This is a genomic window from Cohaesibacter haloalkalitolerans, from assembly GCF_003574655.1.
GTDB classification, from domain to species: domain Bacteria; phylum Pseudomonadota; class Alphaproteobacteria; order Rhizobiales; family Cohaesibacteraceae; genus Cohaesibacter; species Cohaesibacter haloalkalitolerans.
Genome location: NZ_QNUM01000001.1, coordinates 225,014 through 244,533, shown reverse-complemented (window position 1 = coordinate 244,533; position 19,520 = coordinate 225,014). Strand labels below are relative to the sequence as shown.

Below are 19,520 nucleotides of genomic sequence, written 5' to 3'. Positions count from 1 at the left end.
GGGGTGCCTCGGCACCCCGTTTTGGTTTGCGACGACCTGAAGGCTGGCGTGCGGGGCGACTATTGGCACCCGGCGGGATTTACCAAGGTTTTGCGTTTGATTGATGCGTGGGATTCATAAGTCAAATCTATCCGGCGCGGATTATCCTCTAGCCCCACGCAGACTATTTTAATGGTAACGGTCACGGAGCAATCTGGACCGAAGTGAATTTCAATGCTGCAAGGCCTTTTGTCCGGGCAGACGAGATGCAGGCACGGCAAGCAGAACGCCTGGCACCGTCAGTCCGATCCGCAGACAAAATGCACCAACCCTTTCGAGGAACGTGAACAATGATTTTGCAAGAAACCTTTACCCTGTCCAACGATGTCAAGATTCCGAAGCTGGCCCTCGGCACATGGATGATCGATGACAATGCTGTTGCCGATGCTGTTGTCGCGGCCGTCAAACTCGGTTACCGCCACATCGACACTGCTCAGGCCTATGCCAACGAGCGAGGTGTCGGCGAAGGCATCCGCGCCTGTGGCGTTGCCCGTGAAGAACTGTTTGTCACGACCAAGCTCGATGCATCGCATAAGAATTATGCCGATTCGAAGGCTGCCATCGAAGGCTCGCTAAAGACGCTCGGTCTCGACTATATCGACCTGATGATCATTCACAGCCCGCAGCCTTGGGGTGATTTCGCTGGCGAAGAACGCTTCTTTGAAGGCAACCTCGAAGCATGGCGTGCTCTGGAAGAAGCCTATGAAGCTGGCAAGATCCGCGCAATCGGTGTTTCCAACTTCCAGAAGGAAGACTTGGACAACATCATCGACAACGCCAAGATCAAGCCGATGATCAACCAGATCCTTGCCCATGTTTCCAACACCCCGTTCGAGCTGATTGACTACAGCCAGAGCAAGGGCATTCTGGTCGAGGCCTATTCTCCGGTCGCGCATGGCAAGATTCTCGACAATCCGGAAATCGCCGAAATGGCAAAGAAATATGGCGTCAGCGTTCCGCAGCTCTGCATTCGCTACTGTCTGGAACTGGGCCTGCTGCCCCTGCCGAAAACTGCAAATCCGGCCCACATGAAGTCCAATGCGGACGTGGATTTCGAGATTTCCGCAGACGACATGGAAGCCCTGAAAACCATCGACCGGATCAAGGACTATGGCGACGCCAGCATGTTCCCGGTCTATGGCGGCAAGATGTAAGCCAACGGGTCATTGTGATTAGATAAAGGGGCGCTCGCGCCCCTTTATTTTTGGCAATTCGGGCAGAAGAAGGTCGAGCGCCCACTCTGGGTGATCCGTTCGATGGTGCCGGAACAGCCCTCATTTGGGCAGGGCGCGCCTTCCCGGTCATAAACCTTGAAGCGATGCTGGAAATAGCCAAGGCTACCGTCTGCTCTTGTGTGGTCGCGCAGGGTCGACCCACCCGCCTCGATCGCTTCGGCAATGGTGGCGCGAATCTCGTCTGTCAGCAGCCCAAGTTTCGCCGATGGCTTGCCGTTCCTGGTGACAAGTGTACCCGCCGCCCGCCTCGGGTCGAGCCCCGAACGGAACAACGCCTCGCAGACATAGATGTTGCCGAGCCCGGCAATGACATGCTGATCGAGCAATGCCGACTTGAGCGGCGTCTTCCGGCCCGCAAACTTCTCCGCCAGATAGGCCGCATCAAGAGCATTGCCCACCGGCTCGACGCCAAGTTTGGCAAAATAGGGATGCTCGGCCAGTGTCACGCGGGCGATGAGGTCGAAAAAGCCGAAGCGGCGCGGATCATTGTAAAGGATCGAGGCTCCAGATGTGAGGTGCAGCACCACATGATCGTGCTGGGGAAGCTTGCCGCGGGCAAGATGAAAGCTCGCTTCCGCAATCAGATGCTGCTCCTCGGGCGTCACCACGCGGAACGATCCCGACATGCCCAGATGCATGACAAGAACCATGCCGTCATCGAGATCGGCCAACAGATATTTCGCCCGCCGGCCAAGGCCAATGACCTGCCGCCCGGCAAGCCGCTCGGCGAGACCTTCCGGAAAGGCAAAGCGCAGATTCTCGCGGCGAATTTCGGCCCGCTCGATGGTTGCATTCTCAAGCACCGGCTGCAGGCCGCGCCGCACGGTTTCCACCTCTGGCAATTCAGGCATGATCAGGTCTCACAGGAGCGATTTGAGGGCAGCAACGCAGGCATCGAGATCGGCTTCGTTGTTGTAGTAATGCGGCGATACGCGGAGCATCACCGGCAACTGCCGCTGCTCCGCATCCAGAAGCGAACTGGTGGGTCGCGTCATGCCGATGGCGATGCCCTCGGTCCTGAGGCTGTGGACCGCCAATTGCGGGTCCAGCCCGTCGATGGTGAAGCTGATGATGGCGCATTTCTCGGCCCCCAGATCCATGATACGGCATCCGGGCAACCCGGCCAGTTTTTGTCGCAGCTCAGCGGCCAGTCTCCAGGCCCGCTGCTGGATCGCCTCCAGCCCGATGGCCATGGCATAGTCGCAGGCCACCTTCAGACCAGCGCGCAAGGCGTAGCTGTTCTCCCAGGTCTCGAACCGTCGTGCATCCTCCCGGACCGCATAGTGGCCGCTGTCAACCAAAGGCGCGGAGAAGTGATCAAGCGCTACCGGCTCCATGCTTTGAAGCCACTTTTCGCGAATATAAAGAAAGCCGGTGCCGCGTGGCCCACGCAGGAACTTCCGCCCCGTCGCCGACAGGAAATCGCACTGCAATGCCTCCACATCAACCGGCATCTGCCCCACTGCCTGACAGGCGTCCAGCAGATAGGGGATGCCGTGCTTTCTGGCGATCGCCCCGACAGCGGCTGCTGGATTGACCAGCCCGCCGTTGGTTGGCACCCAGGTGATGGTGATGAGCGCAGTCTTGTCGCAAATCAGGTTTTCGAGGGCAGCCAGATCCATCGCTCCGGTCTCGTCATTGGGCACGACGTCGATTTCAATCCCGTCCTTCTTCTGGCGATGCAGATAGGCCACATAGTTGGCCGCATATTCCGCCTGACAGGTGATGATGCGGTCGCCTGGCTTGAGCGGCAGCGCATAGAAGGGCTGGCACCAGGCGGCGGTTGCATTTTCCATGATGGCGATCTCGTGCCGTTTGGCTCCGATCAGGCGGGCGACAGATTCATAGACCCCGTCGAGCATCTCTGCCTGTTGCGCATGAGCTTCGTATCCGCCGACCTTTGCCTCGAGATCGAGATAGGCCATCACAGCATTGAGAACCGGCTGTGGTGCCAGCGCCGAGCCGCAGGCCATCAGATGAATGCCATGGGTCAGTCCCGGTGTTTCGCTGCGCAGTTTTTCAATATCCATGGGAACCCCCAAACGTGAGCCGATAACGAGATGGCCAGCTTAACAATGGGACGAAAGCAACACAAGAAAAGCCATTTCGAAACATGGTATTTACGGATCAGATGGGCTATTGTCCGGCGGAAACGAAATGACAATCGCTCCCGCAACCGGTTGAGCTGAGGACGTAAATCATGGCGGCACAAAACAGGGATCGCACGGAAAAGGTCACCGAAATGGCGACTTCCTTCGGCTTTGAACAGGTCGGAGAGGGCGAAAAGCAACCGCGGGTCAACGAAGTTTTCCATCACGTGGCCGATCGCTACGACATGATGAACGACCTGATGAGCGGCGGCATGCACCGGCTCTGGAAAGATGCCTTCGTGGCCTGGCTCAATCCGCCCCAGAGTGGACGCGTGCCGTTCAGGCTGCTTGATGTGGCCGGTGGCACGGGCGACATCTCCTTCCGCGTCGTTGAACGCTCGCGTGGCAACGCCCGGTGCACGGTGTTCGACATCAACGGCTCCATGCTTGCCGTCGGCAAGGACCGCGCCAAGGCCAATGGTCTCATCAACAATCTTGAATTCGTCGAGGGCAATGCCGAGGAACTGCCGTTTGAAGACAACAGTTTCGACGCCTATACCATCGCCTATGGCATTCGCAATGTGCCCCGCATCGACAAGGCCCTGTCCGAGGCCTATCGCGTGCTGAAACGGGGCGGCCGCTTCATGTGTCTGGAATTCTCAAATGTTGACATGCCGCTGCTCGACAAGGCCTATGACCTGTTTTCCTTCAATGCCATCCCCACCATCGGTGATGTCGTGACCGGCGACCGGGCCAGCTATGAGTATTTCGTGCAGTCGATCCGGAAGTTTCCCAACAAGGCACGCTTCAAAATGATGATCGAGGATGCCGGTTTCCAGCAGGTGACCTTCCGCAACATGTCCGGCGGCATCACCGCCATGCATTCGGGCTGGAAGCTGTAAGGATCGGAAGACAATTATGATTGGTGCGTCATCTGCTCTGCTCCGCCTTGCGCATACGGGCTATATTCTGGCTCGTGAGGGCGTCTTTTCCATCATCGAACCACCGGCGGACCTGCCGACAGGGCCCCGCATTGCGCTCTCTTTCCTCAAGCTGTTCGAGCGCCGGAATGCCTCTGCCCGCAACAAGGGCGAACGTCTGAGCGCTGCGCTCAACCGTCTGGGGCCGAGCTATGTCAAGATGGGCCAGTTTCTGGCAACCCGCCCCGATCTGGTCGGCCCCGAGTTGGCCGAAGCGCTGACGGCCCTTCAGGATCGCGTACCGGCCTTCAGCATGCAGGAAGCCCGAAAGGCCGTGAAGGACGCGCTTGGCAAACCGGTCGAAGCGCTGTTTGAAAGTTTCTCCGAGCCGATTGCCGCAGCGTCCATTGCTCAGGTGCACCGCGCCACCTTTGTTGACGCCAGCGGCGAGCGGCAGGATGTTGCCGTCAAGATCCTGCGCCCCAATGTCGCCCAGCGCTTTCAGGATGATCTGGCCGGTTTCTATCTCGCCGCCCGTCTCATCGAAGCCGTCCATGTGCCGTCCCGCCGCCTGAAGCCCGTGGGTGTCGTTGACACGCTGGCCCAGTCGATCCGTCTGGAAATGGATTTCCGCCTTGAGGCCGCCGCGATGAGTGAAATGGCCGAGAATTGTGCCGGGGATAAAAATTTCCGGGTGCCGACGATCTATTGGGGCAAGTCGGAAAAGACAGTCATGACCATGGAATGGATTGACGGCATCAAGCTCAACGACATGGCCGCGCTCAAAGCCTCCGGCCATGATTTGAGCGCCCTTGGCCGCACGGTGATCCAGTCTTTCCTGCGCCATGCCCTGCGCGACGGCTTCTTCCATGCCGACATGCATCCGGGCAACCTGTTTCTTGGCACCGATGGCAAGCTGGTCGCCGTAGATTTTGGCATCATGGGACGGCTCGGCATGAAGGAACAGCGCTTCCTTGCTGAAATCCTCTATGGTTTCATCAAGCGCGATTATCGCCGGGTGTCCATGGTGCATTTCGAGGCGGGTTATGTACCCTCGACGCAGGATGTCGACACCTTCGCTCAGGCCCTGCGGTCGATCGGGGAGCCGATCCATGGCCGGGATTCTGCCGAAATCTCGATGGCAGGTCTGTTGCAGCAGCTATTCGAGTTCACCGAGCTGTTTGGCATGGCCACCCGCACCGAACTGATCCTGTTGCAAAAGACCATGGTCGTCGCCGAAGGTGTTGCGCGAATGCTTGATGACAGCCTCAATCTGTGGAACACCTCCGAACCGGTGGTCAAGGACTGGATGGAAAAGAATCTCGGCCCTATCGCCAAGGCCAAAGAGATGGCCGAAGGGCTGACGGTGCTCGGCACCTTGTCGGCGCAGCTACCCGAGATGGCGCGTCGCGCCGAGCGCCTTTCTGCAAGCTTTGATGAAATGGGTCGCGATGGCCTCCGTCTCGATTCCGAAACGGTTTCCGCCATCGGACGCGCCGAGGCCCGCAAGGGCCGGTCCGGTCGCCTTGCCCTGTGGGTGATTGCCATCGCCCTTGCCGCCATCGCTGTTCGCATCTGGAGTTAGGAGTTCGTCTCATGCTGGCCAACAAGCGCATCCTGCTCGTCATTTCCGGCGGCATTGCCGCCTTCAAGGCGCTCGACATCATCCGCCTGTTGCTCAAGGAGGGCGCCGGGGTTCAGGTCATCATGACCAGAGCGGCGACGGAATTTGTTGCCCCGCTAACCATCGCGACGCTGACCGGCAAGCCGGTGCTCACCGAGCTGTTTGACCTGACAAGGGAAAGCGAGATCGGCCATATCGAGTTGTCCCGTGCCGCCGATCTGGTGGTCGTCGCGCCAGCAACCGCCAATCTGATCGCCAAGATGGCCAACGGCATTGCCGATGACCTGCCCAGCACCATGTTGCTGGCAACCGACAAGCCGGTGCTGGTTGCCCCTGCGATGAATGTGCGCATGTGGTACCACCCGGCCACCCAGCGCAATCTCGCCACCCTGCATCAGGATGGCTTGCACTTTGTCGGTCCGGCTGTCGGCATGATGGCCTGCAACGAGGAAGGCCCGGGCCGTCTCAGCGAGCCTGAGGAGATCGTCTCCGAAATCAGGTCGTTGCTCGATGACACCCCAAAGCCGCTCGCCGGAAAGCATGTGCTGATCACCGCCGGTCCAACCCATGAGCCCATCGATCCGGTGCGCTACATCGCCAACCGCTCATCGGGCAAACAGGGTTATGCTCTTGCCGTCGCCGCGCGCGCAGCTGGGGCGCGGGTCACGATCGTGTCCGGTCCTGTTGCAATTGATCCGCCAAAGGGTGTTGAGATCATCAGGGTTGAAACCGCCCGGCAGATGCATGCGGCCGTCGAAGCCCATCTTCCCGCCGATGTGGCCATCATGGCCGCTGCGGTGGCTGACTGGCATGTGGCCAACGAAGGCGCAGAGAAAATCAAGAAGCAGGCTGATGGCAGCTTTCCGGCGTTGCAGTTCGAGGAAAACCCCGACATCGCCCGCTTTGTTGGCACCCATCCGGACAAGCGCCCGAAGCTGGTGGTCGGTTTTGCAGCCGAAACCCAGAATCTGGAAGAGAATGCCACCAGAAAGCTGGCGAAAAAGGGTGTTGACTGGATCATTGCCAACGATGTGTCACCTCAGACCGGTATCATGGGCGGCGATCACAACATGATCAAGATCATCCGCGCCGACAGCATCGAGGCCTGGCAGGACATGAGCAAGGGCGAGGTTGCCACCCGCCTCATTACCCGCATCGGCGAAGCGCTGGACGAGATCATCGAAATCTGACAGCCGACGGGCGGGCTGCCTCTCGGTTTCAAGTCTTACGGGGAAACATCACATGGCCAAACCACGTCTTAGCATCATGCCGCTTGCGCATTTCGAGGGGCTGGAATTGCCCCGCTACCAGAGCAAGGAGGCTGCCGGGCTCGATCTTCAGGCCGCCAATCCGGCGGACGAACCGGTGATCCTCAAGGCCAACGGCGGCCGGGCGCTGGTGCCGACCGGCTTCTGCATGGCCATGGAACGCGGCTTTGAAGCCCAGATCCGCCCGCGCTCCGGTCTGGCGCTGAAGTTTGGCGTGACCCTGCTCAACACCCCCGGCACCATCGATTCCGACTACCGCGGATACTCGCGCACCTAAGAAATTCCGTTTTTCATATTGACATTTCGTTCCCTAAATGTTCTTGTGTACGTATGTAAGAACATTTGGGAGTCTGCGTCATGGCCTTTCTTGTTATGCCTCATAGGGCTACTTGCGAGAAATGTGGCCGTCCATCCCTGGCCCACATTCCGATCCTTTTTACATTCAAATGGAAATTGCTGCACGAGGCCTACGAATACTTGGTGGCAAGGGGGGCAGGGAGATGGTCCGCCGACAAAGGTGCCGCAAGCGCGTATTCCGGATACAAAAAGCCGTCCGAAAATTCCATGAAAGCCTATGGTCGGGATCTTGAGCATTTTTACACTTATTGTGAACGGTATCGTCTCGACTGGAAAACGGTCAGTTACATTCAACTGCTGGAAACTTACCAGACAGCCATGCAGTTCGGGAAATGCACTGCGGATGGCAACCCCTTATCTGCCTCAACCATTAACCGGCGCATGGGGACTGTGGGGGATTTTTTGACGTTTGCCGCGTACCATGGCATGCGGGACCCATTCGAAATCTCACAAGACTCGCTCCCAGCCCATATACATTACCAGAATCAGGCAAGGACCGGCAAACCGACTACGACACAATCCCGACGGGTGGGAAGAGTACGTCAAGATCCCGAGGATCTCAGGTTGCCTACCCGCCCCGAAATCGTCACTTGGCTGGAAAGCATCCATGCCGAACATCCAGGTGACCATGGGAATACCGGTTATCTAATGTGCCGCACGGTAATTGAAACCGGAATGCGATCCGAAGAGGTGCGGCTGATCCGTGCCCGGCAAATCCCGAACCTTCGCGATCCCGAACAGGTCGCGGGTGACGTAACCGAGGTCGGAGTCAAAATCTATTATGGAACAAAAGGGGATCGTATGATTGGTGACCCCGAAAAGAAAGGCAAACCCCGCAAAATATCGATAGATCGAAACCTGCTGTTTCGGCTAGACGCCTACATAAGAGGCCCCAGAAAACGCGCCATAGAGGTCTTCAAGGCGAGAAACGAAGGGAAATCCTTGCCAAAGGAACTTTTCTTGTCTCCTTCGACAGGCAGGCCGTATTCTCACCGGCGTTTCTTGGAGATTTGGGCTCAGGAAAAATCCAAAAACCGCAGGGAGACAATGCCATTTCCGGGGTGGTCCATACATCTGGGACGCCATGCCTGGGCCTGTTACGAGGTGCTCAGGCGCATTGATGCGGAATTGGTTTTAATCAAGGAAGAAGTTCGTTTTGCGGGAAGCGACAACCACATCCCCTCCTCGACGACGGTCAACGGTATGGCTCGTGATCTCATTGAGCAAATAATCCGGCCAGCCATGGGCCATGTCTCTTCCGAGACGACGGAACGTTACTTGCGTTGGCTTCGAAGCCAACTCGGCAGAAATAAATATTCTCGGGATTGGTCTAATTGGTTGGATGGAGAAATCTCATGAGTCGATTCAAGAAGGCGCAAACGGACGCTCTCTTTACGATTGAGAGCCGAACTTTGAATCCAGCGGCACCTGTCGTCGAGCTGCCAGCGAACTCCTTGGTTTGGGAGCATTGGACGGACAGAAACGAACTCAAGCAAGTCGACCTTACAATGTTCCACGACGGAAGCGATCAAATGGAAATCATCGGTCGTCCGAGGTTGATTTTTGAACTTGCCCCAATCTTTCGCGCCGACACACATGGAAGATCCTTGGGTACGCTCGCCACGAAAGTGGGATACATTGTCAAATTCTTTCGATTCCTTACCGAACTGCAACAGGTGCAGGGGCGGAACATCATTAGTTGTCACGATCTCACATCAGCCGATGGCCATGGCTATAAACGATTCCTTCTTGATGGACTAGGAGAACATCTGAAATCAAAATCGAAATGTCTAAGTTATATCCGAATATGCGTCGATAAAGTCCGTAAAGAGAAGGGAGAAGCCGCTCTCCGATGGCCAAAGATTGAAGTTCCCAAAGAAGTAAAGGAACATCGAGATGTTGAGCCGAGGGCACTTAAGGCGGTCTACAATGCCGCGAAACGTGTTCACGACAACAGTTGGAAACAACATGAACGCGGCGAGAAAGCTCTCCTACGCGGAACGGATCCTCGCATCTTTGGCCAAACCGGGCACCGAGGTGGCACTCGTGGGAGCAAAGGTGGGCAACGAAACATAGTTTGGTATCGCTGGCGCAACATTCTCGTATTGCTCCGCGAGCGAATCCGACACCGTGTCGCTTTTGAAAATGACATTAGTCGATCTGACATTGTGCGTATCAATAATGCACTACACAAGATTGAAACATGGGCAAGTAAAAATGGCTGGAAAGATCGCGGCTGGCCTGTCCCTTCGATAGATGCGCTGTACAGAATGATAGCACCTTCAGTGAATGACACCATGGCAGCCTATTCTTTAGTAAGTTTCCATACAGGTTGGTTGGATACTGCGCGAGCCATTACCGTCGTCGACGGGACATTCGAGGAAAGCGATGATTGGTTTTCCGACCGAACCGGGCAGGAAACGAAGGGTCAGGACAGGCGCGGCAGCATGATGATTCTGGTCGCCGTAGAAGAATCGGAAGAGGGCAAAGAAGATACAGTCGATATCGGAGCTATCAGACCGAAAACTAAACGCATGCATTCGGCTCTCAGCCTCAAGAGTTCCCGGTATCAACCCTATGCGGTTATCAAAACGCAGATCGACCGAACACGTTTCCTAAGGGAGCTGCTTAGGGATGTAAGACTACGCCTCCTTTCTGAGGCGCAAACGTCAGAAATCCGAGCAGAAATTGCCCTCATCGAACGTAAGCTGCGCTCGCCTTGGATCTACTTCAACCCAAAAGGTAAAGGTCAAGAATGCATAGGACTTCTGGGGGAAACCATTGCGGTCTCAATTCCCTTCAACAAAGCTCTAAAGCCGCTCGCTATCGAATGGGCGGAACGGCGGGGCAACAACGTGGACACGCTTAGCCAAGCGATCAAATTGCTGCGGCCTAGCGACATTCGTGACGGCTACGCCGCCTTCGTCTATGATGCCAGCGGTAGTGATATCTTCGCAGTTCAAAACATCCTCAATCACAAATCGATCGCGTCTACTCGACATTATCTGCGCCAAAAGCGACAGATAAAGGAATTGTTCAAAAAACACCGTGTTCTAGCTGGAGCGATTCTTCGAGAAACGCAAGATGGACATTCTATCGATCCCACCATCTTACGTATCGAGATGACAACAGGGGGAATTACGGAGGGAGATCGGCAAGCGCTAGAAGTCTATAGAATAGGAAAAGGCTTTCGCGGAAGATTCGGAATGGGGTGCAAGGCCCCGTTTAATCCTCCCGCAAGCATCGTTCACAATCATCTTGCTGGCACCATTTGCCCGGCGCAACGATGCCTACTTTGCCAACAAGCCATATTCTTGCCGGACGCTCTAGATCCGCTGGCTAACCGTTATGCCGAACTCCGCGAACTGAGCCGTACAATACCACCGCAAGAGTTCGATACTAGCAGTTTGTTGGTTGAACTTAAGGGAATCGAAATGGTTCGTGAAGCTTTGCGAGACGATATTCTCGCTCATGACTTTGACGCCATAGTCGAGGCCCATACCAAGGCACTCTTGTCAGGTGATGCATACATCTTTGAAGACATTCAACTTAGTAGTATTAAACAAATGGGCGAACAGGATCTGAACCAATGATTTCGTCTGATATAAGTTGTGTGAACGGGCCTCTAGAGCTTGTCGCATCTGCATCTGTTGTGATTGACCAAGCCTGGACATTACCGTGGAAAGACCTTGCTGATTTTTCAATTTTTGGGCCTTCCGAGGGTGTCATCATTGGCGATGATGAATGGATCGTTCCGAAATCATTCGTCAATCCAAATTACTATGCAGAAAACAATCGGAAGATCAATTTTGCAAACGTACTCCCTGAGGGCTGGTCCCGAGGCGAAGCTCGTTCGGAACATCTGGTCAGGCGTTTGAAACGGATCGCGTTGTTGAACATGACACAATCGGTTTCTGGTGCCAAACAAAGGCTTGAGCCTCCAGAACCACGGACCTGGGTAAAGCATACAAATTTTTTATTGAGAGCCGCTCGATCCGCGATGGAACTGACTGATCGAGTAACGACTGGAGACATGACTTGCCCCGATCCGGGACCAATCTTTGCGAACCTGTCAGCTGAGGCCTTTGACGAACTTCGTGATATACATCCGACATTTTTTCAGTTCTGTGTCCATCGTTTGAACGGTCTATTTAATGCGCATCTGTTCGATGATTGGCCTGCAGGTGATGTCAAGGCAATAAAGCCTGGAGTAGACCACATACGGCCGTTCTCCGACCAAGCCTTCACTGAAATTCTTAAAGCAGCTCATTTCTTTGCTAGCATACAGAAAGACTTAGAAGCCTGTTATACTTTTATCTCTTCAATAAAATGTGATCAAGATGGCGGACGACGATCGGGCAATATAAGTAAATATCGAAACCAACTAATAGCCCAATGGACCGGCGATACACTCTATCCGGGCCGTCTATTTCCTCTCTCGATATATATGGCTGGCAGTAGCCGAAGAAAGAAAACTGGTGCGTCGCGTGAAAAAAAGCAATTTGGGTCGTGGCCTGTCGATAATCCTAGTGGCGTGAAGTCCTTGTTATGGGTATGTCAATCAGCTAACGCGATTATCCTTAATACGGCCACCGGCGGACGAATCTCCGAAATGATGACTTTATCCCGGGAACCGTTAGTCAGAATCAACGGATCAGAGAACCTTACCGGCTACACATTCAAGGAATCAGAGGATCCTAAAGGAACTAGTCGGCATTGGCCGTTGCCCGCTCTTGCGGTCCAGGCAATTGAACGACAACAAAGCCTAATTGAGACCTTCGACTATCAAGGCGATTTCCTCTGGATAGTAGGGCCAAAAAATACAACTGGAGTCGCTGTTCTTGATAACCTCGTGTGCGAATTCGGCAAAAAAGTGCAAACTCTTAAAGGCGTGCCGCTCGGTAAAATCGATGGAAGAATTACAGCCCATCGATTCAGGTACACCACGGCCCGCCTTGTGGGTCTTGCTGTAGAGGGCGCAAGCGACGTTCTCTATACCGTACTCGGCCATACGGATCTCAATACGACGATGGGCTATATGCTTTCGGATCCCGACTTTCGAGCAGACGCAGATCGCGTCCGCAGGGAAGTTCAGTATGTCCGTCGACAAAGGCTGATCGCTGAGGCCGATGATAATGGTGGTCATGCCGCCGAAACCCTCCGGATAGCGAAGCTGGAAGTGAGCAAAAAAGCGGCCAGTTTGGATGCTAGTTTGGATGACGAGGGCTCCCTCATGGCAATCCTGCCGGAAATCCATAAGGTCCGTAACGATATTTATTGTACTAGCCAAACAGCTAAGCAGAAGGGCCTCTGTTCGGAGGTAACCGGCAAACGGGACGTAGGGAAATGCTCGCCAAGTTGTGTATTCCGCCTAGAAGCTGCCGCCGCTGAACAGGATCGTCGCCGAACGGTCGAGATGGCTATAAAACAGTTACAAAGCAACGTCAGTTTTGACGGAAGTCGCACATTCTTCCAAAACCAGATCGTCGCCAACTTGGCGTCGTTCGAGAAAACGCTTGATAATTTTGTCACGGACGATCGCTTGTGCGACGCTCTCCGGGGATGTGACCGTCGGTATATCGATAGGTTACCGGGTCGGACACGAGACAAATTGATCGCCTATCTGGATAACAGCCAATGACTGACGAAAACCAATTGGCCAAACATCACAAGGAACGAATGGAAGCTTCTCGGCAGTCCATTCTTGGGGCGATGAAGGACATAGAAGCCGAAATCGACGAGCGGGGATACTATTGCGATCCAGAGGATCCGGACAAGCCCCGTCGGCTTTCCATGCAAGAGATCCAACGCCGGGCCGGGGTCAGCGAGGCCTATCTCCGCAATGCGAGACATGCCGACCTACGAGAAGATGTTCGGCAATGGCTCGCTGTCCAGAAAAAGAAAACCGGCGCATCTTCAAAACCTGAGGCGGAGAAAGTCCGGCGAGAAACTATCCGGTACTATGAACAGACCCTCAAGGAATTGGCGACAGAAACTGCCATGTGGAAAGCCGCCCACGACGATCTGGTCAAACAAGTAGAACGATTGAAAACCCAGATAGCGAATATGTCGTCCAACGACGGCAACAAGATAGTACTTTTGGACCCGAGGAAAAACAAATGACCAATGTGAAGTTCATGCGCCTGCCCGAGAACCTCGACCTCCCGCTTCCGTCCTATGCGACACCAGGGGCGGCAGGAATGGATCTCCAGGCATGCCTTCCTGATGGAGATGTGATGGTCGGTCCCGGTTGCATAGCATTGGTTCCCACCGGATTTTCCGTCGAAATACCTTCCGGAACGGAAATGCAGATCCGGCCCAGATCGGGTCTTGCTGTTAAGCAGGGTCTGATGATTCCAAATAGCCCAGGGACCGTGGACGAAGATTATAGAGGTCCCGTTAAAGTAGCCCTGCTCAATGCGGGAAAGGAAGCCTTTACTATCGTTCATGGCGACCGTATTGCTCAAGCAGTAATCGCTCCGATACTGAGGCCTCAAATAGTCGAGGTTGATACATTGAGCGAAACCGATCGCGGCACGGGTGGGTTTGGGTCTACTGGGGTCAAGGGATAGAAAATATTGATGGCAAAACGGCGGGGGGCAATGGCGGGAGACGAGAATCTCCAATGGCTTGAGGAATTGATTGATGCCTCAGAGCAGGAAGGCAAGATTTTGCCAACCAACAAAGGTGCTCTTGCTCATATGGAGATTCTGAAGCGTATCGGGCCCAAGGGAGTGGGGCGGCATGTGCTTCAAGACAACCCAGCTTTCCAGCAAAGGCTGCGTGACTACGCGACCGAGAAGGGATTGTTGTACAGCATCAAAGAACGTCGCAATGGATCAAGTGATATTGCTGGTGCTTCAATTGGCGAGGTGGATCAAGCAGAAGTGCGCAGGTTGCAGCAGGAGAACAATCGGCTTGGACAGATGGTTGCCGTTTTGAAGGCAGAGAATTTTGATCTCAAGCGTAAGATGAAACAGGCAGGTGTTTTGTTAAACGAGCAGGTGCCGATGGGGCGTCGGATTAAACTTGAACCGGGATTTTTTGATGAACAATATCGGAAATCTGAATAAGGAACCTGATTGTTTAATTGCTACACGGAGCCACTGCATCGCTGAAGAGAATGAGACTTTTCTACGGGAAGGGGCAATTGAGCACCTCTACGCAGTCTCCACTCTGGAGCGAGTTTTATGCCGAGATCCTCGTTTTGAAGGAATAGGTGAAAAGCGTGCGGCTGCTCTTCGCAAGACGTTCGGCGCTTCGCTTCATCAGGTTTTGTCTTCAGTTTCGATGGGGCAAGAAGGCCACAATAGTCGAGCTATTATCTATCAAGTTTTGCCGGAAAAGATAGCAGATACGCTTCTGGCTGTTTATCCAGAAATGATTGCAGAAATGGATCTGGCTCAATGGCTGGATGAAATTGGCGTTGATGCCAAGATTGCCGCTGACATTGTAAAAGCATGGGGAGCCGCAGGCGCTTCTTCTATCCGGGCCAATCCATTTCTATTGGTGGGTTGGATTGGATGGAAACAGGTTGTTCGCATTGCCAGAGCCATGGGCCTGACTGTCGATGATCGCAGATGGCAGGTAGGGGCAGTTGAAGCAGTCCTTTATCAAGGCCTTGATGAAAAGCACACGATTGTACGAGGGCAAAAGCTTCGCAATGAGATCAATCGGTTATTCCAAGGAAAAAGTGATCCGCTCAAGGCAGCTCAAGCTGCTTTGGATGACGCTGGGGCAATGGTGTGGGGGAATGGGCTTCAACCTGTTGGAGCAGCCCTTATGGAAGCTTATTGCGCGGATCGGATCACGGAAATTGCAGGTCAATCAGCACAAACAGATCTGATTGCAAGTCAAATCCAACCACATCAGATTGATGAATTTTTAGCATCATTTGACGAAGCGTCACAATGGTCTCTGACAGACCGGCAGCGGGAGGCCATTGGCATGGCTTTAACAAACCGTTTGAGCCTTCTTGCCGGATATGCTGGTGCTGGTAAAACTACGGTCCTCAGAACAATTGCTGATCTTGCTGAGACTTATGGTCGAGAATTGCATTTGATGGCTCTGTCGGGTCGTGCGGCTAAACGCATCTCAGAAGCCACTGGGCGGCCAACATCTACAATTGCGAAGTTTTTGATGAGCTTTAGTGATGACTTCACAGAACTTGGTCCAGAGAGCTGTGTCATTATTGATGAAGCGTCGATGGTGGATTTGCCCACTTTTTATCGTGTTTTAAGGCGCCTTGGACAAGGCAATCTGTTGCTTGTTGGTGATCCTGCTCAGCTTCCCCCGATCGGATTTGGTCTTGTATTCCATACACTGATCGAATCCAGCATGGTACCTCGAACGTTTCTTGATCGGGTTTTGCGTCAGACAGATTCAAGTGGAATTCCAATTGTTGCAAAAGCAATCAGAACTGGGCGAATGCCTGAATTGAAGTCATTTGACGGTCGTGCGCCAGGTGTGAGTTTTGTTCCTTGTGAAGTTGGCGATGCCATTCAATGCATCATGAATGTTGGCAAAGAAATCACCTCTACAAGGGGGGAAACGCAAATCATCAGTCCCATCAAGGCTGGAGATGCAGGCATTGAAGCTATCAATCACACATTCTCAAACTGGCGTGGTAATAGTCGAGATAGCTTTCCAGGTCGGTTAGATATCAAGGTGGGAGATCCTGTGATCTGGACTAAGAATGATTATGATCGCAATCTTCAGAATGGGTCTATGGGGCGATATCTTAGAAGGCTGCCTGATGGCAAAGCATTGGTTGATTTGGATGGTCAAAAGTTGGAACTGACCCAATATGACGCTGAATACATAGAACTTGCTTACGCTATCAGTGTTCATAAGGCTCAAGGAAGCCAATGGGACCGCGTGATTATTCCTGTATTCCAATCAAGGATCCTTGATAGGTCATTGATCTACACGGCAATAACAAGGGCAGTTGAACAAATTGTCCTGATTGGTGATTTGGACAGTATCGAAGCTGGCTTGCAGCGTGCCGAAAGTGAGATGCGGCAAACAACGCTATCTGAGCGGCTAATTGCATTGAGTCAAAGCAATATAATGCGCAAAAACTGAACTGAGTTCTCAGTACGTTTACGGAGTGTCCGTTTGGTCGCGTCTTGGTTCGAGCGGACCGCCAAGTGTCAAGCCGAACTGAGACGCATTGGCCCATAGGGCCAATTTCTAAGAAATGGACGATATGTCTCTTCTGGTAACGCGGATTCCCAGTTTCTGTACCGCCAATGATGACAGAGTTTCCAGAAGCGGTCGCCTCATCATATTTCCATCCCGAACATAACGGCGAGCTCGACATCACCATCATGGATACCTTCACCCATTGAAATACCAGCCTCCTTATAAAGGCCCAACCTGCGAGGATTGGGCTCTACCTCGTATTTGATAAGTCGCACAAGAGGCTCACCCGCTTTGGTGATAATCACTTCTTCGCCGGCAACGCTTCTCTGGACAAGCTCCGAGAGTTTGGCTTTCGCTTCGAGAATATTGACCTGCATATTATAACCCTGATTTTCTCTACGATATTTTTTGTACCGTCAGCGATGACGAACCGGTCATTTGACTGTATCGCGCCGGTGTTCCAACAGATCATAATCAGATTGCAGCCCGAGGAAAAAGCCCTCGGACAGACCAAAGTAGCGGGCAAATCGTCGATCCATATCTGCAGAAATCGCTCGTTTTCCAAGAACGATCTCGTCAACTTGTCTGCAAGGTGCATGAACAGCTCGTGCAAGATCGTCCCGGCTCAGGTTCATAGGCTTCAGAAACTCTTCCTGCAGAATTTCTCCAGGATGAGGGTTTGGCAAATGATCCGTCGGTATATTCGATGATTTCGGCATTGCTCTGTCCTTATTCGCGCCGGGGAACATTCTGCTGGCCGGTTCTATCCGTCTTCAGAAAAGAAGTCTTCGTCTAGGCGCTGAACCTGAATGGTGCGATAGGCTCGGGTACCCACACCATGTTCAATCATCAGCTCCGCCAACCGGACTCCGTCTATTTGTATCACGCGTTGTGGCAGACTTCTCGTATATTTCGTCGCACTGTCAGTGAAGGATGAAGTGGTCACGAAAACACCTTTTGTTGCGCCGAAACCAACCAGAGAGCCAACAAATGCCTGCATGTCCGGCCTTCCGATCTTGTTCGACGAAGCATGTCTCTTGGCCTGAACATATATGCGATCAAGACCCAGTCGATCTTCATTAATGACGCCGTCCACGCCACCATCCCCAGATCTGCCCAATTGCTCTGCTGCGTTTTTATGAGACCCGCCATATCCCATGGCAATGAGAAGATCGACGATTACCTGCTCAAAGAATGCTGGAGAATTCTCCCGAATTCGATCAAGCAATTCGGTTTGAAGAGCCGTGTTAAGGGCTACAAATGCATCTTCAATCTGCTCCTCTGGGGTCGATGCTTCTTTCGCTGTATCGTGACCATATTTCGAACGTGTAGAGGCAACATTTCCTTGTTTCTTGTTCGCCGCATGGTAAGCGGCAAATTGTGGGATGGACAAAAGGTGTTGATAGTCCAGCCGCTGCGGATTTGTTGCCAGCAGTCGTTTGCCTGCATCGGAGGCGATGAAACGTCCTCGCGCGGGACAATCAACCAATCCAGCTTTGTGCATATAGTATTTCGCCCAGTGTATCCGATTTTTGAGAATACTCTGGCCGCCATTCTGTAGCATCTTTTCGCATTCTGCAGCTGACAGATCAAAGTCGACAGCAATCTTCTCGGCAAGAGGCGGAACTCGTTGTTCCGCCTGAGCCGCATAACGCAAGACCGGAAGCATTAATGATTGATAGCCTGGAATGGTCATCTTGCCGTGCGCTTATGGTTTTGCGATGCCAATGATTTTTGACACGATGCTCTGCTTTGGCCTTTTACGCGAGACCATGCTGTTTCAGTTGATTTTACCTTGAGGTTCCAGCTCGACATTGCACTCCCTACTCTTCTCAATCCAAGGAATTGGTCACCAAGAATGACTTGGTGACCGGGGAGTTGAGAAGCCGCACGAAGACGACCGCTACAGCCTTTAAGCCGGAGCTCTGGACATGCGCTGAAGCCTCCCCGACCAAAGATCGAGGAGATGTCATTTCGGCCGACATCGGCCGCTTCGTGAGGGGTTCTCACGCCCCGGGATGGTGAATAGATCCATCCTGCGGGCAACTTAATATGTCTTGGATAATTGTGAAAGGGGGAAGATTGATACGTGAAGAACAACTTGAATACTTAATGGTCGTCGAAGAGTTGTTCTGAGACTGAGTGTCTATGATGACATGCCGCAGGTATGTTGTGTGAAGTTGGCTCTTCAGCCAACTGATTTAAAAATCTGGAATGATACTCTCTTTCTAATTTTTTCATCGTACAGCCAATCTCACAGCCTCTTCAGAGTTTTTGGTCGAACGCAGAGTGTCCGTGACCTGCGCCCCAAGTCTCTGCCAGTTTTAAGGAGAGCCCAACGATGATCCATCGGTTTGGGTTCGTCGTTCGGAATAGCTTTGGAATATTCTGTTCCGATGGCTAGTTTGACTCGCCTAGGCAGAGGCTTCTGACTGCGGGCTCGAAAAATGTCTGCTTCGGAGGGGGTGCAGCGCATTGCTGATCAATGGAACGAACGGCCGGACTGGGCCGCGAATACCAATCACGGCCCCAGATGAGCCATTTCCGGTGAAAATGCACTGTACCAGTCCGGTTTGAGCCCAAACTCGACATTGAAAATAGCGGGGTGTTTCGCATGCGCGAAAGGGGCGCTCGGAAACTGCGGCCCAGAGCCGCCATTCGCACGAAGCGCAGGGAACGACCGCTCCCAGCGCAGAACGATCATTGAGGCATGGCTGACGTGTGGGCGAAGAACACTATGATTTAGTTTGTTTTGCTGGGTTTTCAAGCGCAGAGGCGGAACCTTGAGACCTATGCAATGTACCAATCTTGGCGGTCTACTAAAGCGCGACCGCGGTAGTTAG

General features: G+C 53.4%; 16 protein-coding genes and 1 pseudogene. 12 read left to right on the top strand and 5 right to left on the bottom strand.

Annotated features, from left to right (window positions below; genetic code table 11):
* The first annotated feature begins 329 nt into the window (after positions 1-329).
* On the top strand, positions 330-1,193 hold the full coding sequence (locus tag DSL70_RS01075) for an aldo/keto reductase (protein ID WP_119306040.1): 864 nt from the start codon (positions 330-332) through the stop codon (positions 1,191-1,193).
* A gap of 44 nt (positions 1,194-1,237) precedes the next feature.
* Here DSL70_RS01075 and mutM read toward each other — a convergent pair whose 3' ends face one another.
* Together mutM and DSL70_RS01065 are read right to left on the bottom strand one after the other, a co-directional pair.
* Complete coding sequence (mutM, locus tag DSL70_RS01070) at positions 1,238-2,125, bottom strand: bifunctional DNA-formamidopyrimidine glycosylase/DNA-(apurinic or apyrimidinic site) lyase (protein ID WP_119306039.1); 888 nt, start codon at positions 2,123-2,125, stop codon at positions 1,238-1,240.
* Between the two features lie 9 nt (positions 2,126-2,134).
* Positions 2,135-3,304: an aminotransferase class V-fold PLP-dependent enzyme gene (locus DSL70_RS01065; protein WP_119306038.1), complete on the bottom strand. Its 1,170-nt coding sequence runs from the start codon at positions 3,302-3,304 to the stop codon at positions 2,135-2,137.
* A 170-nt stretch (positions 3,305-3,474) separates the two neighbouring features.
* On the opposite strand from DSL70_RS01065, the gene ubiE reads away from it, so the two are divergent.
* The 11 genes and pseudogenes from ubiE to DSL70_RS01010 all read left to right on the top strand — a co-directional run bounded on the left by ubiE (position 3,475) and on the right by DSL70_RS01010 (position 16,617).
* Entirely contained in the window at positions 3,475-4,266 is a 792-nt protein-coding gene (ubiE, locus tag DSL70_RS01060; protein ID WP_119306037.1) for a bifunctional demethylmenaquinone methyltransferase/2-methoxy-6-polyprenyl-1,4-benzoquinol methylase UbiE, read from the top strand.
* 16 nt (positions 4,267-4,282) lie between these two features.
* Positions 4,283-5,869 carry a 2-polyprenylphenol 6-hydroxylase gene (ubiB, locus tag DSL70_RS01055; RefSeq protein ID WP_119306036.1) on the top strand — a complete coding sequence of 529 codons (1,587 nt, stop codon included), beginning with the start codon at positions 4,283-4,285 and terminating at the stop codon, positions 5,867-5,869.
* Between the two features lie 11 nt (positions 5,870-5,880).
* Positions 5,881-7,098, top strand: a complete 1,218-nt coding sequence (gene coaBC / locus DSL70_RS01050; RefSeq protein ID WP_119306035.1) for a bifunctional phosphopantothenoylcysteine decarboxylase/phosphopantothenate--cysteine ligase CoaBC — start codon at positions 5,881-5,883, stop codon at positions 7,096-7,098.
* 52 nt (positions 7,099-7,150) lie between these two features.
* Positions 7,151-7,438 (top strand): annotated as a pseudogene (dut, locus tag DSL70_RS01045) (dUTP diphosphatase); the annotation flags it as partial.
* 95 nt (positions 7,439-7,533) lie between these two features.
* Positions 7,534-8,892, top strand: coding sequence for a site-specific integrase (locus DSL70_RS01040; protein ID WP_119306033.1), 1,359 nt, complete (start codon positions 7,534-7,536; stop codon positions 8,890-8,892).
* Positions 8,889-11,126, top strand: coding sequence for a hypothetical protein (locus DSL70_RS01035; RefSeq protein WP_119306032.1), 2,238 nt, complete (start codon positions 8,889-8,891; stop codon positions 11,124-11,126). Before DSL70_RS01040 ends, DSL70_RS01035 begins: the two co-directional genes overlap by 4 nt.
* Positions 11,123-13,174, top strand: coding sequence for a site-specific integrase (locus DSL70_RS01030; RefSeq protein ID WP_119306031.1), 2,052 nt, complete (start codon positions 11,123-11,125; stop codon positions 13,172-13,174). The genes DSL70_RS01035 and DSL70_RS01030 overlap by 4 nt, the downstream gene beginning before the upstream one ends.
* Complete coding sequence (locus tag DSL70_RS01025; RefSeq protein WP_119306030.1) at positions 13,171-13,656, top strand: NUDIX hydrolase; 486 nt, start codon at positions 13,171-13,173, stop codon at positions 13,654-13,656. The genes DSL70_RS01030 and DSL70_RS01025 overlap by 4 nt, the downstream gene beginning before the upstream one ends.
* Positions 13,653-14,105, top strand: coding sequence for a dUTP diphosphatase (dut, locus tag DSL70_RS01020; RefSeq protein WP_119306029.1), 453 nt, complete (start codon positions 13,653-13,655; stop codon positions 14,103-14,105). Before DSL70_RS01025 ends, dut (DSL70_RS01020) begins: the two co-directional genes overlap by 4 nt.
* Before the next feature lie 30 nt (positions 14,106-14,135).
* Positions 14,136-14,606, top strand: a complete 471-nt coding sequence (locus DSL70_RS01015; protein ID WP_162916267.1) for a hypothetical protein — start codon at positions 14,136-14,138, stop codon at positions 14,604-14,606.
* The gene (locus tag DSL70_RS01010; RefSeq protein WP_119306027.1) at positions 14,581-16,617 is read left to right on the top strand and encodes an AAA family ATPase; all 2,037 of its coding nucleotides are present in this window, start codon (positions 14,581-14,583) and stop codon (positions 16,615-16,617) included. Before DSL70_RS01015 ends, DSL70_RS01010 begins: the two co-directional genes overlap by 26 nt.
* Positions 16,618-16,817: 200 nt before the next feature.
* On the opposite strand, the gene DSL70_RS01005 is transcribed toward DSL70_RS01010, so the two are convergent.
* Genes DSL70_RS01005 through DSL70_RS00995 form a run of 3 tightly spaced genes read right to left on the bottom strand, consistent with a single transcriptional unit; the run spans position 16,818 to position 18,373 of the window.
* Positions 16,818-17,054, bottom strand: a complete 237-nt coding sequence (locus DSL70_RS01005; RefSeq protein ID WP_119306026.1) for a type II toxin-antitoxin system Phd/YefM family antitoxin — start codon at positions 17,052-17,054, stop codon at positions 16,818-16,820.
* Positions 17,055-17,111: 57 nt separating this feature from the next.
* Entirely contained in the window at positions 17,112-17,396 is a 285-nt protein-coding gene (locus DSL70_RS01000; protein ID WP_119306561.1) for a HigA family addiction module antitoxin, read from the bottom strand.
* A gap of 44 nt (positions 17,397-17,440) precedes the next feature.
* Complete coding sequence (locus tag DSL70_RS00995) at positions 17,441-18,373, bottom strand: restriction endonuclease (RefSeq protein ID WP_119306025.1); 933 nt, start codon at positions 18,371-18,373, stop codon at positions 17,441-17,443.
* Positions 18,374-19,520: the final 1,147 nt, after the last annotated feature.

Coding starts and splice junctions, on each gene's coding strand:
- DSL70_RS01010 (WP_119306027.1), top strand. CDS start 14,581: ATGAACAATATCGGAAATCTGAATAAGGAACCTGATTGTTTAATTGCT.
- DSL70_RS01065 (WP_119306038.1), bottom strand. CDS start 3,304: ATGGATATTGAAAAACTGCGCAGCGAAACACCGGGACTGACCCATGGC.
- DSL70_RS01015 (WP_162916267.1), top strand. CDS start 14,136: ATGGCGGGAGACGAGAATCTCCAATGGCTTGAGGAATTGATTGATGCC.
- DSL70_RS01075 (WP_119306040.1), top strand. CDS start 330: ATGATTTTGCAAGAAACCTTTACCCTGTCCAACGATGTCAAGATTCCG.
- coaBC (WP_119306035.1), top strand. CDS start 5,881: ATGCTGGCCAACAAGCGCATCCTGCTCGTCATTTCCGGCGGCATTGCC.
- ubiE (WP_119306037.1), top strand. CDS start 3,475: ATGGCGGCACAAAACAGGGATCGCACGGAAAAGGTCACCGAAATGGCG.
- DSL70_RS01005 (WP_119306026.1), bottom strand. CDS start 17,054: ATGCAGGTCAATATTCTCGAAGCGAAAGCCAAACTCTCGGAGCTTGTC.
- dut (WP_119306029.1), top strand. CDS start 13,653: ATGACCAATGTGAAGTTCATGCGCCTGCCCGAGAACCTCGACCTCCCG.
- DSL70_RS01025 (WP_119306030.1), top strand. CDS start 13,171: ATGACTGACGAAAACCAATTGGCCAAACATCACAAGGAACGAATGGAA.
- DSL70_RS01030 (WP_119306031.1), top strand. CDS start 11,123: ATGATTTCGTCTGATATAAGTTGTGTGAACGGGCCTCTAGAGCTTGTC.
- mutM (WP_119306039.1), bottom strand. CDS start 2,125: ATGCCTGAATTGCCAGAGGTGGAAACCGTGCGGCGCGGCCTGCAGCCG.
- DSL70_RS01040 (WP_119306033.1), top strand. CDS start 7,534: ATGGCCTTTCTTGTTATGCCTCATAGGGCTACTTGCGAGAAATGTGGC.
- ubiB (WP_119306036.1), top strand. CDS start 4,283: ATGATTGGTGCGTCATCTGCTCTGCTCCGCCTTGCGCATACGGGCTAT.
- DSL70_RS01035 (WP_119306032.1), top strand. CDS start 8,889: ATGAGTCGATTCAAGAAGGCGCAAACGGACGCTCTCTTTACGATTGAG.
- DSL70_RS01000 (WP_119306561.1), bottom strand. CDS start 17,396: ATGCCGAAATCATCGAATATACCGACGGATCATTTGCCAAACCCTCAT.
- DSL70_RS00995 (WP_119306025.1), bottom strand. CDS start 18,373: ATGACCATTCCAGGCTATCAATCATTAATGCTTCCGGTCTTGCGTTAT.